This window comes from Methylobacter marinus A45 (assembly GCF_000383855.1).
Lineage (GTDB): Bacteria > Pseudomonadota > Gammaproteobacteria > Methylococcales > Methylomonadaceae > Methylobacter > Methylobacter marinus.
In genome coordinates this window covers 2,625,231-2,641,911 of the sequence record NZ_KB912877.1, presented here as the reverse complement: position 1 = coordinate 2,641,911, position 16,681 = coordinate 2,625,231, and the positions used below count along the sequence as shown (strand labels likewise).

The 16,681-nt window shown below is 45.4% G+C and carries 13 protein-coding genes; 1 reads left to right on the top strand and 12 read right to left on the bottom strand.

Annotation, left to right across the window (positions count from 1 at the left end):
• Positions 1–357: 357 nt before the first annotated feature.
• The gene (locus METMA_RS0112430) at positions 358–1,380 is read left to right on the top strand and encodes a sterol desaturase family protein (RefSeq protein ID WP_020159421.1); all 1,023 of its coding nucleotides are present in this window, start codon (positions 358–360) and stop codon (positions 1,378–1,380) included.
• A gap of 40 nt (positions 1,381–1,420) precedes the next feature.
• On the opposite strand, the gene METMA_RS0112425 is transcribed toward METMA_RS0112430, so the two are convergent.
• The 12 genes from METMA_RS0112425 to METMA_RS0112370 form a co-directional block, all read right to left on the bottom strand.
• Positions 1,421–2,827 (bottom strand): O-antigen ligase family protein, encoded by a 1,407-nt coding sequence (locus tag METMA_RS0112425; protein WP_020159420.1) that lies wholly within the window; start codon positions 2,825–2,827, stop codon positions 1,421–1,423.
• A 10-nt stretch (positions 2,828–2,837) separates the two neighbouring features.
• The gene (locus tag METMA_RS24535; RefSeq protein ID WP_198014504.1) at positions 2,838–4,586 is read right to left on the bottom strand and encodes a hypothetical protein; all 1,749 of its coding nucleotides are present in this window, start codon (positions 4,584–4,586) and stop codon (positions 2,838–2,840) included.
• Between the two features lie 287 nt (positions 4,587–4,873).
• Positions 4,874–6,157, bottom strand: coding sequence for a glycosyltransferase family 4 protein (locus METMA_RS0112415; RefSeq protein WP_020159418.1), 1,284 nt, complete (start codon positions 6,155–6,157; stop codon positions 4,874–4,876).
• Positions 6,158–7,015 carry a dTDP-4-dehydrorhamnose reductase family protein gene (locus METMA_RS0112410; RefSeq protein ID WP_020159417.1) on the bottom strand — a complete coding sequence of 286 codons (858 nt, stop codon included), beginning with the start codon at positions 7,013–7,015 and terminating at the stop codon, positions 6,158–6,160. It abuts the gene before it with no gap.
• Between the two features lies 1 nt (position 7,016).
• Positions 7,017–8,144 carry a non-hydrolyzing UDP-N-acetylglucosamine 2-epimerase gene (gene wecB / locus METMA_RS0112405; RefSeq protein ID WP_027147284.1) on the bottom strand — a complete coding sequence of 376 codons (1,128 nt, stop codon included), beginning with the start codon at positions 8,142–8,144 and terminating at the stop codon, positions 7,017–7,019.
• Positions 8,145–8,149: 5 nt separating this feature from the next.
• Positions 8,150–9,166, bottom strand: coding sequence for a polysaccharide biosynthesis protein (locus METMA_RS0112400; RefSeq protein WP_020159415.1), 1,017 nt, complete (start codon positions 9,164–9,166; stop codon positions 8,150–8,152).
• A gap of 331 nt (positions 9,167–9,497) precedes the next feature.
• The gene (locus METMA_RS24530; RefSeq protein WP_020159414.1) at positions 9,498–9,989 is read right to left on the bottom strand and encodes a helix-turn-helix domain-containing protein; all 492 of its coding nucleotides are present in this window, start codon (positions 9,987–9,989) and stop codon (positions 9,498–9,500) included.
• Between the two features lie 503 nt (positions 9,990–10,492).
• Positions 10,493–11,626, bottom strand: a complete 1,134-nt coding sequence (locus tag METMA_RS0112390; protein WP_020159413.1) for a glycosyltransferase family 4 protein — start codon at positions 11,624–11,626, stop codon at positions 10,493–10,495.
• Positions 11,623–12,690: a glycosyltransferase family 4 protein gene (locus METMA_RS24525; protein WP_051961680.1), complete on the bottom strand. Its 1,068-nt coding sequence runs from the start codon at positions 12,688–12,690 to the stop codon at positions 11,623–11,625. Before METMA_RS24525 ends, METMA_RS0112390 begins: the two co-directional genes overlap by 4 nt.
• Positions 12,683–14,074, bottom strand: a complete 1,392-nt coding sequence (gene wzy, locus METMA_RS0112380; protein WP_020159411.1) for an O-antigen polysaccharide polymerase Wzy — start codon at positions 14,072–14,074, stop codon at positions 12,683–12,685. Before wzy ends, METMA_RS24525 begins: the two co-directional genes overlap by 8 nt.
• Before the next feature lie 480 nt (positions 14,075–14,554).
• On the bottom strand, positions 14,555–15,082 hold the full coding sequence (locus tag METMA_RS27835) for an acyltransferase (RefSeq protein WP_020159410.1): 528 nt from the start codon (positions 15,080–15,082) through the stop codon (positions 14,555–14,557).
• 43 nt (positions 15,083–15,125) lie between these two features.
• Positions 15,126–16,406 carry a lipid II flippase MurJ gene (locus METMA_RS0112370; protein WP_020159409.1) on the bottom strand — a complete coding sequence of 427 codons (1,281 nt, stop codon included), beginning with the start codon at positions 16,404–16,406 and terminating at the stop codon, positions 15,126–15,128.
• Positions 16,407–16,681 lie beyond the last annotated feature (275 nt).

Sequence of the window (16,681 nt, the reverse complement as noted above, 5' to 3'; positions counted from 1 at the left end):
CTGATTATCCGCCAGGCCTGACAGGATAAGGCTCCGGCTGCTTTTAGCGAGGACCCTTAGGCCTATGGCATGCCGATTGCTCGCGATATTCATGTCTAGAGAAAAACTACCGCGCCCGATGTCATCAAGGGTTAATAAAGTTGATTTAAGCTACTGGCCATTGGGTTGTTATACCAGTTTGGGACGGGAATGAAATAAGACCCGCAATTGAGGCAGGATTTCTGTTCCTGTTCAAGGCGCGCAAACAGGCGCATAGCAAGCTATGTAACTGTTTGCGCAACGCCGAAGAGGGACGGAAAGACAACTCAATTGCGGGAGTTATAAAATTCACGTTCCTTAAGTTAAAAGGAAAAGTCGATGTCACACTTCAATGCATTTCTCGAATCCCTTATTACATGGGCAGCGCTGACATCCGGAGAATTAGCCACGACAGCACTGCTTGTGTTTTTTGTCATCCTTTCAACACTTGAGGTGAGTGCCCCTAAAGAAAAACTTCCCCCGACGGGCCGGCGCAAATCCTTTCAAGCCAATATCAACCTGTTTGTTTTCAACAGCGCGGCGCTTTCGCTATTGCCGGTTTCGTCGCTGTTGCTGCTGGCCGAACAATATTCAGGCAACGGCTTGCTGAGCTATATTGCCAATCCCGTCTGGGCAGCCTTTCTGTCGTTCTTATTGCTCGACCTGATGCATTACTTCTGGCATAAAGCCAGCCACAGCTTTGACTGCCTGTGGATGTTTCACAAAGTCCACCACAGCGATCCTTATTTAAATGTTTCAACCGCGTTTCGCGTCCATTTCATTGAACTGTTCATTATCACGGCGCTGAAAGCGGCTTACATTATCCTGTTGGGCGCGGATAAAACCACCGTGCTGATCAATGAGACCATCACGACGCTGTTCGTCATGTTCCACCACTCGAACATTACCTTTCGCGGCGAAAAACTGCTGGGCCGACTCATCATCGTGCCCTGCCTGCATCGGGTGCATCATTCAACCGAACGCCGCGAGCATGACCGCAACTATGGATTTGTACTGTCAATCTGGGATCGCCTGTTTGGCACTTGCGCGGAGTTGGAGCCTGCCGGGATCGGCATCAAAAACAATGTGCCTCAGGATCTGCTGAACCTGTTGAAATTGGGCTTTACCAGTGATCCGGCACCGGTAGCGCCTGTCCCTGAACATGTGAAACCCATGATCGCCGAGGCCGCCTATTACAAAGCCAAATGCCGCGATTTTTCTCCCGGCCATGAGCTTTACGATTGGCTGGAAGCCGAAAGAGACATTCTCGGCGTCATGTATAAAGACAGCCTGCAGAGACAGCCCAGCCGCAGACAGAAGCTGTTCAACCCCAAACTGATCCTCCGGTCCCGTTATGCTTAAGCATCGGTGTCGGCGCATCAATCATCCTCTCATGGCCGGGTTATGCCGCGGCGTAATCCGGCCATTTTTTGGCTTTTCGCGTACGGGACTGGGCGGAAGAACTGAAAGACTGCGCACAGGCCACGCCCATCAATAATGCGTAAGCATAAGAAACGGCCGGAATTTGCATGCTGAAATCAATTAACGAATGAGCCCCGATCAAAACCGTGGCAGCGACACCGATGGCCGGGAAGATCATATCCCTCTTTCTGTTCAGAAAGCCTTTAAAACAAATCCCGGCGATCTTTACAAAACCGTAAAACAACGCCAGGGCCGCCGGCAAACCCAGTTCAAAAACAGCTTCCAGATATGTGTTATGCGCGTAGTCATGAATCATCGGCGTTACTTCGTTTCCGCTGATATCCATGCTCTGGTACAAGTGAAATGCCTCCTCGTAACTGCCCAATCCGAAACCTACCCAGGGATTGCTCAAAATACTGTTCCAGGTCAAATCATAGACCGTCGTTCTGATTTTGCTTTCCTCGTCGAGGCGGCCGAAACGATCAAGCAACGCCTCGCTGCTGACGAAAAAAATGATCGCGCCAAACAGGATCAGGGAACCGAATATTATCAAGGTATTTTTGTTACGGGTACGGGGGTTGACATAAAAGAGCAACAAAAACGCCAACAGCGCTAGACTGACACTCAAAAATCCGCCGCGCGAGTATGACAGGATTAATGCCGAACCGATGGTGAAAAAAGCCAGCAAGGGAAACCAGGCCCGGGTGATCAGGTTCTCGATAAAGCGCTGTTTACCCAGATTGCCGGACAGATTGTATTCCCCCATGGTTTGCATGCGTTCGCTGAGCAAAGCCAGCGAGCAAAGCAGCGTTAACCCCGCAAATGTCGCAAAATGGTTGCGATTGATAAAAGTCGAGGAGACGGAACCGGCATAAGACCTTTCACGCCAGAGCACCATTCTGAAATCGCCTAATTGAATAATCAGGCCATAAACCGCATAAATAAAACCGGCCACCATCAAGCCATAAAAGACGGTTCTGGCCTTGCGGCTGTCCTGGCCATAGCATAAGGCCAGCCAGAACACCAACGCATAGCTGAGCAGGCGCATGATTGACGTCACCGTATCGGCCGGATTCAGTGAAACAGCGCCGGCGGAGAAGTTCAACAGTTCATTTTGCAGCTGCCATAACGGATGCGGCCCGGAGATATAACCGGTCGTTTGCATACAGGCCCAGACCAAGGCGACAAAAAACAAAACGGCGGCATCGCCAATCGCAGCGAAATGCCGAAAAAAAGGAGTTTGCCGTTTTTGGACAAAAAACCGCACCGCCCAGGCCATGGCCAACAGCGCTATCAACAGGGCGCACAGGCTCCATGACCAGGGACGGTTGGCCCCGTAAGGCAAAGGCGACAATAATACGACAGCCAACAAGCTATAGAAGATCATTCAGTTTTACCTAGTGAACGCCAACAGTATAGGCGCGCCATTCCATCAGTTTGATCTTATGCTGCTCGGCGATCTGTTTTAATTTGGATAAGTTATCGGTTGAAATGGCGGTCGTCAGTATGACCTCATCGATATGGTGCTTTGAAACCAGCTCATTGAAATCGCTCAACTGGCCCAATACGGCCTTGCCGTAAACATATTTTTGCCTTAACAGGCTGTTGTCATCGATAAAGCCGACCACATTCACCGAATCCAGCTCGACACTGTGATTTAAATGGCGCTCCCGCACGTATAAACCGCCATGGGTACCGGCGCCGTATATCAAGACATTGCGTTTATTGTGCCGATGGTTGACCGCGCACCATTCCCTGATGACTTGATGGGGCGTCCGTATGCCGATCACGCCGATCAGTGAGAACAGACAAAACAGCAGTAACTGGTTAAACGTGGCAATGCCCGCATTGCCGGTCAGCAGGCAAACCAGTGCCCAGCTAATGCTGCAGCCGACAAGCACGGCCAGCATCAAGGACAGATAGTCCCTGAAAACGCTATTGCGCCAGATTTTAATGTAAACCTTGGACATCAATAGCGATGACAGCACCGGCATGACCCATAAAAACACCTGGAAAGCCCAGTCGCCGATGCCGTGAAACGGCTGCTTTCCCGACAGCACGATCATGCCTGCCAGCCATACGGAAAGCGACATCCACAGCAAATCGAACAACGGATAAAATATCAACTTGAAACGCGTGATCCGGGGTTTGTCGTTGGACCGGGCCAGCAGCCTGGAGGTCTCCCATAACTCGATCTGCAGCACGTATTTAACCAGCAGATAAACAGCGGTGATCAGAATGATGAAAAGCAGGCCGTTGGCGGCCTCCTGGGCGATGATGAAAAACAGCCCCAAACCGACAATCAGCATGTTGACCGCATACAAGACCAACGCGACATGATGCTGTTTAAGGCCGTAATCAAGCAACCGGTGATGCAAGTGTTCTTTATCCGGCTGCATGATTTTAACGCCGGGATTGCCGTCGCGATGCGCCAGTACCTTGCGGATTGAACGGCGCCAGATGGCCAGCAGCGTGTCGATAATCGGAATGCCGGCAATAAAAAAAGGCGCGGCCAGAATGACAAAGAATGAGCCCTTGCCCCCCGCGTGCAAGCTGATGCTGGCCAGGGCGAAACCTAGAAACATGCTGCCGGTATCGCCCAGAAAAACCTTGGCCGGGAAGAAATTATAACGCAGAAAGCCCACGCAGCCGCCCGCCAGAGCCAGGCAGATCATCGCGTCGCCGGGCACGCCCCGGAACATGAACACAGCCGCCAGGCCGGCACTGGAGATCATCGCCAGGCCCGAACATAAGCCATCCAGGCCATCAATCAAATTAAACGCATTGACGATGCCCAGCGTCCAGATCAGAACAAACACCATGCCGCCCCAAAAGCCGAAATCAAAACCCAGCAAATTAAATTGATGGCCTGAGATTAAATAAAGGCAAACCGTTGCCAGCGCCTGTCCCGCCAGTTTGTTTAAAGGCGACATTCCAGCAATGTCATCCACTAAACCGACAATCAGCAAAATGGCTGACGAAATGAAAAAAGCCTGCCACCAGCCGATATCCAGATGGCCGGTAAAATCCGGCCAGAAATAGTGATAAAGCGAATAACAAGCGACATTAAAGCCAATGAATACAATGACGCCGCCGCCTAATGGCGTGATTTTTTTATGAATGCAACGCTCATCAGGCACATCCATCAGGCCTGCAAGCGGAGCCAGTTTTATAAATAATGGAGTTAATAAAATAACAATCGCGGCAGATACACCAAATACTGCCCAATATTCAAACAGATGATCAGATAGCATTTTATGTTTAATCCTTAAGTTAAAAAGTACGACGGGTAAATAGATAATCTCTACAAAAATCAGCCGGCCTGCCGACTGGAAAGGGTTTCACTTTTTTCTTCAGGGCGATTTTTCCATTGTTGAAATAGGTTGCTCGTTTGCAGTCTGTTTACAAGGAGATGGGCCGGACAACGCCGGCTTTAACCGTTTTTGGCCAATACACCTGAATGCAGCGGCGCCGGCTCGGGTTTCTCCGGTATCGCGGCTCTATTGCTTGCCGTCTTGACCCCATGACCGACAGCGAATGCGGTGATTCTGTCCACGGCGGATGCAACCGAAAACTGCTCATTCAAGAGCCTGTTCGCATTTTTCCCCATCTGAATTCTCAGTGTTTCATCATGCAGCAGCGTCAAGGCATTGTTCAGCAAGCCTTCATCATCACCATTGACGGTAATCAGGCCGGCCCCCGCTTCTTCTATCGCCGGCTTCAGGTCATTATTCGGATTAATACTGCCCAGTATGGGCATATGCTGAACCATGTAGCCCAACAGCTTGCCGGGAAAATTATGGGTCGAATGGCCGGGATGAAGCGTAAAGAGTCCGACATCGAATTCGGCCAGCATCTGTTTGAATTCATCCTGGGAAACAGCGGGCAGCAATGAAATATTGTTCAAACCTTCCCGGGCCATGGCGCTGCGAACAAGCCCGACTTCATCGCCGTCGCCGACCAGGACAAAATGCGCCCTGGTTTCTGTCCGCATATTTTTTGCCAGGCGCACAATATTCATCATGTCCTGCGCGTGGCCGATGTTGCCGCCATAAAAATAAACGACTTTATCCTTGAGCCCCAGGGCTTCGCGATAATGGCCGCCGCGTGAAGGCACGGGCTCGTTGGCGGCCCAGTTATACAGCACCTCCAAAGGCTTGCCGGTTTGCGTCGTCCGGGCAAACCAGGTCTTATTGCCGGGCGATTGGATCGCGATCGTATCGGCGGCCTGATAGTTGAGCCACTCGAAAAACCGGAAGTATTTAGTGATCGGCGAGCGGGCGCTCAAAATGCCGTTATCAATGACCCATTGCGGAAAAAAGTCCCGCAGAATCAGGTAGCTTGGCGCGCCCCAGTTTTTTTTCAGCTTCCTGACCAGACTGCCCCAGAAAATGGTCGGCGAATAATAAACAATCAGGTCATGCCTGTTGTTATTGAAGTGGTTTTTATAGGCCCGCCAGGCATTATAGGAAAGCAGCGTCTCATTAACGGCTCTTTTCACCTTGGCAACGTTTTTGATTTCGCCCGAACGAAAGCGGCAGACGGTCACGCCATCCAGCACCGTTGTTTCGGCTCGCTTGCCGATTCTGTGATCCGGCGTGATCACGGTGACCTGATTCCCGCGCGCCACAAACTCGACAGCCAACTCATGCATCATCTTGGCGCCGACCTTGATGCTGTCGGGCAAGTAATCGTCAATTATTAACAGTACTTTCATTTAACTCAGCCGGTAATGGGAATAATAGTCGGAATGCGCATTCATCCAGTCGCGCAGCTCAATCAACATGGCCTCATAGGCCGGTTTGCGGTAATTAAAATCAGTTCGCGTGCACACTAGGCTTTTATCAACCATATAGTTTTCATAAGGTTGCACTGAAATATCCTGATTCCATACCTGGGCGAAAAGCCTGAGCAATTCATATTTCGATATCTTTTCGTCCGGGCATAACTGGTAAAGTCCGGTAAGATCCTGCCTGATCAGTTCATGGGTTGCTTTTGCCAATTCAAGCGTCGTCACGCCGGACCAGTAAGCTCTGCAATAGCCTTTGATTTCACCCTGCTGCTTAAAAAACCAGTCCAGCAGGCCGGTGCCGTTGTGTTTGAGCTCCGGGCCAATGATGGAGGTGCGGATGGTCAGATCGCGATCGTTAATGACTTCGCCCAGCGCTTTGGTTCTCGCGTAGTTGTCGTTGCCGTCCCGGAAGGCATCTTCATGATACTGGCCATCCTTGCCGGAGAACACACAGTCCGTGCTGATATGGACCAGCTTGAAGCCAAGTTCCGTGCCCAGCCGGGAAAGAAAATGCGGCAGATAACTGTTGATCTGGATGGCGGTGCACAGATCATTGGAGGACTGGCTGACGAGCACGCCGATGCAGTTAATCACCCGATCCGGCTTTACCTCGCTGAGATAGTCCTGCAGCCCGGAAAAATCAAGCACATCCAGTTTCTTATTGATATAACGGCCGTGTTCGCGCGCGACGCCGTGGACATGATATTCACCGGTCGCCTGCAGGTATTCGGTCATGATATGGCCTGCCATGCCGACGCTGCCTAATACCACCACTTTTTTCATATCAGTAGTGCTTCCATACGGTTCTGTTGATGTAATCGATGTAGCTGACAATGATCCTGACCACCTTGCGGGATACATTGTCCACGTCATAATCCTTGACGAGATGCACGCTGTTAGGATTCTCGCGCCATTGATCGGTGACGATATCAATCGCATTGATGATGGCTTCGGCTTTAAGCCCCGACATGATCAGCGTACCTTCATCCATGCCTTCGGGCCGCTCATGGGCCTGGCGGATGGTCACGGCGGGAAAGCCCAGTATCGAGGCTTCCTCGGTAATGGTGCCGCTGTCGGAAATCGCGCAAAAAGCCTGTTTCTGCAGACAGATGTAATCAAAGAAACCGAGCGGTTTCATGAACTCGATCAGCGCGTTGAATTGTCCGCCTTTGAAGGACTCCAGTTTCTTCCGGGTACGCGGATGCGTCGAGACAATGACTCTTTTGCCGTATTTTTCGGCTATCGCGTTTAACGACGCCAGCAGATCGTTGAAGTTTTCCTCGGAATCGATATTTTCTTCCCGATGCGCACTGACGATAAAAAACTCCCGTGGCACCAGTCCAAGCCGCTCCAGGACGTTCGATTTCTCGATATCGGCCTGATAGTGGTTCAGCACTTCCAGCATGGAGGAGCCGGTTTTTATCACCGTCTCCGGATGAACGCCCTCGGAGACCAGATAATGTCTGGCATGTTCGGTCAGCGTCATATTGATATCGCTGAGATGGTCGACTATTTTCCGGTTGATTTCCTCAGGCACGCGTTGATCGAAACAGCGATTGCCCGCCTCCATGTGAAACACAGGGATCTTTCTGCGCTTGGCGGAAATCACCGACAAGCAACTGTTGGTATCGCCATAGACCAACAGCGCATCAGGGCATACTTCGGCTAACAGCTGGTCGGATTTTATGATGACGTTGCCGATGGTCTCGGCGGCATTGTTGCCGGCCGCATTTAAAAAATAATCGGGTTTTCGGATTCCCAGTTCCTTGAAGAACACTTCATTGAGTTCATAATCGTAGTTCTGGCCGGTATGAACCAGAACATGATCCGTGTACTTTTCCAGCTGGGCAATCACCCGGCTCAGTTTGATGATTTCCGGGCGCGTGCCCACGATCGTCATAATTTTTTTCATGGCCATCAAAAATCCGACTGGAGTTCGTCTTTGATATAGTCAAGCTTCATCAATAACTCGATCATGCCTTCCACATCCAGTCGCTGCGTATTCTCGGAGGTGTAATCCTGCTCCTGAGACAGGACCTGCTCGCCTTTTTCAAAGTACTTGGCATAATTCAGGTCCCGGGTATCGGCGGGAATTCTGAAATACCGGCCCAAATCTTCGGCTTTCATGTACTCTTCCCGGCACAGCAGCGCTTCATGCTTTTTCTCGCCGTGCCGCGTGCCCAAAATACGAATTTCATTTTTAGCGTTAAAAATTTTCTTTAAGGCCTTGGCCAAGGTTAAAACGGTTGCCGCCGGCGCCTTTTGCACGAAGGTATCGCCTTGCACGCCATGCTCGAAGGCAAACAGAACCAGGTCAACCGCATCGGGCAATGACATCATGAAACGCGTCATCTCAGGATCGGTAATGGTCAAGGGGGCGCCGGACTTGATCTGTTCGACAAACAAGGGGATCACGGAACCGCGTGACGCCATGACATTGCCATAACGGGTATTGCACATGACCGGTCCGTTGGCCGGGACATTGCGGGACGTCGCGACGGACACTTTCTCCATCAGGGCTTTGCTCATGCCCATCGCGTTGATCGGGTAAACGGCTTTATCGGTGCTTAATACAATGGCATTTTTAACCTGATTTTTGATCGCGGCTTTCAGGGTGTTTTCCGTGCCCAGGATATTGGTTTTAACGGCTTCGATGGGATAAAACTCGCAAGAAGGGACTTGTTTCAAGGCCGCCGCGCTAAACACGTAATCGACGCCGCACATCGCGGCGTTGATGCTGTCGAAGGAACGCACATCGCCAATGTAAAATTTTATCTTGTCATTGTTATACTGAAGCCGCATGTCGTGCTGCTTTTTTTCGTCACGGCTGAATATGCGGATTTCCTGGATGTCGGTATTAAGAAATCTATCCAGCACGGCGTTGCCGAACGAGCCGGTACCACCGGTAATCAATAGCGTTTTATTAGTAAACATTATTTATCTGATTTAATTATCGTTAAGAAAAAGGCTACGGTTTTCATATCGTCATCCTGCAGCCCTAAAGTCCTGGCCGCTTGCTGGGCAGACACTGTCATTGATCAATCTCTCGGTAAAAAAGCATGCATTGTGCAATCAAAATCCGCTAATGCGTCAGCAGCGTAGTCCGGTCATCCCTGGCATTAGACGGGCTATTGCCCCGAAAACATCTAACGGCAAAAACCAGCTGATAATGCTTGAGCGCAGAACCTTACCGCTTTTTGCTCATGGCGGAATGATCCGGTAACCGCATGCCAAGCCTGCTTCATCGATACAGGCTGATTAAAATTCACTGTTCCGTACTTGCTTGCTCCCGGCAGAAACTCTTGTTTGTTGGGCCGGCCTCATGCTTTTTTAAACTGTACCCGGTCCGTTTCCAGACATAGCCCAGTCGTTTCAACTCTGTCCGCAAAGTGGTATTGCCGACCTGTACGCTGAATGTTTTTTCCAGTCGGTTTAACAGAGCCCGAGCCGTTAATGGCTCTGCTTCAATCCAACTTTTGAGCTGATTTCGGTGCTCATCCGTCAGCTTAATCGGTGCCCCGCTCCGCGGTTTGTCGGGCAAACTGGCGAAGCCCGTTTTTAACCATTTTCGCCGCCGTTCGCGGATCGCTTCCCGAGTCAGTCGCTGCTTTTCGGCCGTTTCCTTGACGGTATATCCGTCAGCCAGCATCAGGATCGTTTCGGCCCGGTTGCTCTCCCGCCAATCGGCGCTTTTCTTAATGAGCCGCTGAAGCTGCTGTCGATCAGTCTCAAGCAATTCTATCGGTTTGACTCCCATTTTTATTCGTTCCTTATAGAGATGGAAAACGGGAAAACTTATGCATGTTATTTATTGAAATAATAATATATTAAGAAAAACTTAATAACTTTATATTACCCAATAAAATAAATATAAAAGCGTGACGACAATCACCTTTTCATGCATTATTTATTCATGTAAACCTTATGATAAATTTATAGAATAATCAGTGAATCGCATCACAATACCATTATCCCAAACACCTTTATATGAATAAAGGTTATTAAATACATGTTTATTTATTGGTAATTGCTTAGCTTGCGACTTATTTGTTGAAAGAGAGTTTATTATATTTCTCTCTTGAGAAATTGATAATTTATAAAGTTTGTGATGAAAATCACCTTAATTTTACAGCATGGCTATGCGGCTTGTGCATTTTTAGTATCAGTAGAATATCAACAGGTATTTCAGTTTGAACTGGTCTTTTTTATATAACCGGACTGGAATATATATTTAGCCAATCGCCCGGTTATTAATTTGAATTAATTATTGTTAATAAGGAAATCCATTGTTCTTTGCGCAGTGCTGCTCCAGTCAAACTTTAGCGCTTGCTTATAAGCTTTATCGGCCATTTTATTCATCATTGAAGCCTGTGCTTCCATACCCATGATTTTTTCATATAAATCGCCCGGCTCATAAGGATCGAAATAGATGCCGGCATCGCCGCCAAATTCAGGCATGGGCTCTATATTTGAGCAAAACACCGGCTTTCCCGCAGCCAGTTTTTCAAGCAAGATATTCGGGCAGCATTCGCAGGATGAAGCAAACACCAAGGCCCTGGCCGATTTATAAAGACCAGGCAGTTGGTCATAATCGATTTTTCCCAAGTAGATGACTTTACCCTGAAGCTCCAACCGGTCAATCAAGGCGATGACTTCTTCGCCATATTGATTATATTTTGGCCCGGCCAAAACCAGAGGATATGGAAAATCATGGTCCCGTAATTTTCTCCAGGCTTTTACAATCTCTTTTTGTGCCTTATAGACATCCAATATCGAAACATATAAATAGAACTGGTCCGCCTGAAGCCCATCCGGCAGATCATAAGACGCTTCAGTATTTAAAAACCGGCTGTTAAGCCCATGCGGCACAACAATGCCTTTGCTCGCTATGCCAGGCAGGTATTGTTTAACAACCGACATTGAGTACTCGGATATAAACACGACCTTGTCCGATTTTTGATAGGACTTCAAAAATACAAACCGCAACAGCCACAGCTTGAATCGAATAAGTGAAACAAGCGGAAACCGTTTCCGCTCCCTGTCATCAAATGGCAGCATGTTTCTTAAGGCCGTCGCACTGAGACAACCTTTTGGCGGCCGGGTAATCATGACGCCACCCGGCGCATAATAGACATCCGCCTGCCAGGCCTGCAATTTTCCGGGCAATGCGAACCGTTCCCACAAAGTCCGGTGCAAAATGCTTTTTGATGCCCAAACCGCCTCAAAGAGTTCGATACGATCCGAGCCGTATTGGGAGAACAACTGTTTATTCTGGCTATTTACCAAAAGTACAACCTTAAAATCGCCCTCCGGTAAATAACTAAGCAGGTTGATCAGGTAAGTCTGACCTCCGCCCCGAAGCGCACTTAATGCATTAATGGCAATAGTTTTCATTTGATTGACGCCGTGCAAAACGCTAGATAGTCATCAGATATTTTTTCCAGCGCAAAATTGTCGCTTATCTTTGCCGCTTCCCTGGATAACCGGTTTCTGATTTCCGTATTACTGATCAGGGCTTCCAGCCGCCTGGCAAGCAGGTCGACATCCCGCACCGGCACCAGGTAGCCATTCTCGCCATCGACTATTATGTCTCTTGGCCCGGTATCACAATCAAAACTGACGCAGGGAAGCCCGGCCGCCATGGCCTCGACAAGCGCATTGGGAAAGCCTTCGTACAAAGAAGGAAAAGCAAAGACCGATGCCCTGGCTAGCCAGCGATCTATTTCATTAACGGCTCCGGGCATTATGACCCGGTCTTTTACACCTAATTGTTCAGCGTGTTGTTTTAACTGACCATGTAACGGTCCATCGCCTAATATAGCTATCTTCCATTCGGTATCCTTAATCCTTTTGAATGCCTCCAAAAGATATTTTTGGCCTTTTTGATCAACCAAGCGGCCGACGTTCAGGATCATTTTCTCTCTCTCAATATCCTCATAAAATGAAATCGCTTTGAGAGGGTTCGGGATGATCGCTATATTTTTATTTCCTGTGTTTTTTTCAAGAATTAATTTAGCCAAGCCGGTTTGGGCGATAATGCCATCAGCAAATCTATAGGTAATTTTTCTTAGAAGCGATATAAGAATCGGCAATTGTTGCCTGGGGTTATTTCTATCCGAGACAAATACTCTTAAATTAAGAAAGGACGCTGCAAAAATCGTCAATATATTGTATTTACTCATAAAGCTGAGCACAAAATCCGGCTTTTGTTGTTTTAATAACTTTCGTAGTTTAAAAAAAACTTTCAGCTCATTAAAAACCTTGCTAAGCAATCCCGAATGACTAAATCCTAATTGATGAATAATTACATTGTTATTAATGGGATAAAAGTTTTCGGATTTGGCTAATAATACAAGATGTATTTCATGCTGCCTGCTCCAGGCATTTGCCAGTTCCGACATCACCCGCTCAGCGCCCCCCTGATGCAGGGTGGGAATTATCAGCATTATCCTAGACATTCTTTCTTCTCCGTTTAACAAGAAAATAAGATAACCCCATTCCCCAGACAATCAATCTGAAAGGATCCAATAAACTGCCTCGCCCCAGATAAAACGCTATGCTGCCCAATAACGCCGCTATTATCATCCAGTAATAACTTTGCTGCAGCCTAAGCTCATTTTGTGCTTTTTTAAAAAACATGCCTAAAAGAAATAAACAGATTAATACACCGGCCAGCCCGAAGTTAATAAATGCATCGGCTATTAATGAAGTGCCCTCGCCCGAAGTCGGGTTGAGCCCGTATTTTAAATAAGTAATATACCCTGCCGAGCTCATTTCATAGGTAACATCCTCTGAAAGCTGTAAATAAATATTTTGCGCGAGAGGAATAACACTCAATAATCTATCCAGCCAAAGCTTGCCATAGAAATAATCATGATAGCCCGGGACAGTTGCCAATGTACTGTGTAATGTTCTTATACTATCGGCCAACTCCAGAGTAATATCATAGCCGGACATTATCTCCAGGTTATCCAGTCCTGAAGATAATATATCGCCGTCATAAGCACTTCTTCCTAATCCGATTATGGTTAATAACAATCCTCCGATAATACTTATAACAATGAGTTCCACCAAGGTTATTGACCGGATCAAGCTGCCAAATAAAATAAGGAACGCGAAGATAACCTGTATTGCAGCACCTCTATCGCCAATAGACAAAAATAATAAAACGTAGCCGATAGATATAAACAAATACTTTTTATCCAGACTTAAAAGCCAAGCTATACTATTTGTATCAAAGTTATCTTTTTTATCTAATAAAACAACAGCCGTTAATACTATGATAGAAATTGAAAGCAATAATTGAAAATAGACTGAAACACCTTCGCCTACGCCTGTTCCCTGCGAGCCTTTATAGATGCCGCCTGACAAGTAGTCAGATCCTGCTGTCGACAGAAATAAACCACTTAATATTATGGTCAGCCAAAGCAGCTTTTTATAATTAAAAGAATACCTCACTGTATCAGGCACGGTTTTTTTTGCCAGAAGAGAATACCCCAGAAACCAGGAAACAATACCTATGGCCGAAAGCCATGTTGCATAATTGACCTGGTAGGACGTCATCGAGACCTTTGCGTATTTCTCCGGATAAATGTCACTGATAGCCGACATGATGGGCCATTGGAAATGAACTATGCCATAACCTAAAAGGAAAATAACATCCAGACGAAACCAGTTTTTGTTATCCCATTCGCTAAATAAATGAATAAAGATTGCAGTGAAAAAGATAAAAATATAAATACCCAAAAGGTCGGGGTCAGTCACACTTTCAAATTCAGGCTTTACAAAAAAAAGCACCAGCAATAAAAGAATAAAAAACAATCTAATGTATAGTGCATTCATTGTTATCAAGATGTAACTCCTCAACAAAAAATTAGCGTCAATCCCGAACTAACCCAAATCTTAACCACGCCATTCGTCTTTTCAGTTTGTTGAGGGCAAATGGTACTGGACAACAGCCATTTGTATTTTATTTCACATCAATTATCTCAATGCCATTTCATTTCCTGGTGGCAGGATTTACCGGACAATTGCCATGATTTTTCTCTAACACATCAACCATATCCTCAGCCAATAACCCAAAGCGCCATAAACACTCCACTCAAGCACGATTTGTCTTCAGCAACAGATTGCAATGAAAGCCTATGGTCTTTTTGTCTCCATACATGTTTCACGGTGCTTATAAAGCCTCACTGCGCTGTCCTTGTTTTTTAAGCTATTTTTTAGCGCTGATCTCTTTTATTAAGACTACCGACTTCAGTTCGGCCAATGCAAATTAGCTTGATTTCAAAAAGATATCTATGTGTATTGATTATTCGCGGATTATGAACTTGATTCCGGAAAAACTTCTCTTAGAATTTTTTCTTTTTTAACGGAATCTATTGAAGACGTGTTTAAGAAAAAATTATTATTTTTTTCTTTATACTCATCAATTGAACAAATATATTTAGCTGGGACTCCAGCATAAACACTATTGGAGTTCAATTCGCCTCTGACGACACTACCAGCACCAATAATAACATTGTCACCTATTTTGGTACCTAACAGAATTGTTACATTAAATCCTATAAATACATTATTCCCAATAACAATCTTTTTAATTAAATCAATCTTTTTAAGATCTTTGTATAAATTTCTTAAAACCCCCACACCGCCGTCATGATTGATGAAATAAACATTCATTGCGGTTTGAACATTGTCGCCAATTTCTATTAAATATGGTTCAGTTCCAAAATATTTTGTTCGAAACTTACAATTAGTGCCGAATTTAACACCAATAAACCTTGCATAATTATTGGGACTAAGAAATTTATAACCTAAATTTTTTAATATTCCGTTTATTTTTAGCATTTTTAGCCATTATTTTATCAATTAGGAACATATTTTATTGAATTTATCTTTGCACTAATAATGCGTTTGACTCTTCTTTTTTATTCAAAAACCGCTTGTTTTTTATGAAATAAAAAATAAGGTTCGCAAACTGTGCAAATGAAAATAACAATAACATATCAACATAGCTTAATGAGTAGATCTTAAAAGCCAGATAGGCTGAACAAATTAAAGTAAAAAATATAAAATTTACAAGTAGATTGTAATTAAACAATTTGAATATGGAAATAGCCCTGGAATAAGGAATACTAATTGCCCAGACAAAATAGAACACGGCCATATAACTAAAAATGCGTTGTATCTCTTTTATTTCTTCAAAGGAAAATTTACCTTTAAAAAACAGACCCAGAATATAGGGCAAAATGAAATACAATACCGTGAACCCTATCACAAGCAAGAGAACTGTTTGAACCAGAACATCCCTTCTTAAGCTTTTAATTTCATGAAATTTTTTATTGGCGACAACTTCATTCAGTCTGGCCACGTATATATTCACTATAGGGGCGTTTGTTATCTGAAACAAAGCCACTGAAAACTTATTGGCATAATTGAACAATGAATAAACGCCGCTGCCGAAGCTGGTAAAAACAGTAACTAAAATAATATCCTTGAATCCATATAATAATAATCCGATATTCATTTTTATTGAATTTCTGTAGATACTCGGCATCTCCTTTTGAGATATAGACAGCCGGTATCTGTAATTCAGCCTAAAAAAAACCAGATAAAGTTGCCATATGACAGCCAAAATGGCGGCAATGATAGTGGAATAGGCAATAATGACTATATCGCCTTTTGAAAAGAATAACAGGATGATTAAGTTAATGGTTGTAATAAAAATATCAACCAGGTAAAAAACAGCAAAGTGTTTTTCAAGATTCAATAATGCCTTATTGAAAAGAATAATACTCTGGAGAACCAGATAATAAATAAACACATCCAGAAATTCTTTTTTTTCCGGCGAAATCACTCGAAAATTATTAGTGACCAAAAAATACAGCAGGATCTCTGCCAAAGAGATAAGAATCACATTATTGAGCAACACTGAATATAATTTAGCGGCCAACTGTGAATCTTCCACTTTTAATCTTGTGTAATAAGGACTCATAGCACCCCATACACATTGAGCTAAAATACCCAAATAACCCACTATCGTGATAGATAAAAAATAAATATCGGTACTATCCCCTGCGCCGAATTTGCGCCCCAGGAAAATAATAAAAACAAAGGAAATAGTTATATTAATAAGTGACAATAAATTATATTGTAAATTTTTACTGAACATTATATTGCCAATTTTAAATTAAAAATGGTGTGGCTTTTTTGGTGCTTGAAATGCTTACGATTGCTTATTAGGTCCTAATATATATAAACCCACCGATGACCCTAGTTTTTCAGGAAATCAAGCAAGCCGTTCACTATCGGTCCAGGTCATGTTTATTCAGAGAAATGGTTTTCGCACTGACCTGGCTTTAATTTCAGCGAGACCGCTCATCGAAATTCAAGGATTTTTAGTGCCCGGTCAAGCAAGTTAATCCCCTGGCCTTATCAAGGCAGCGC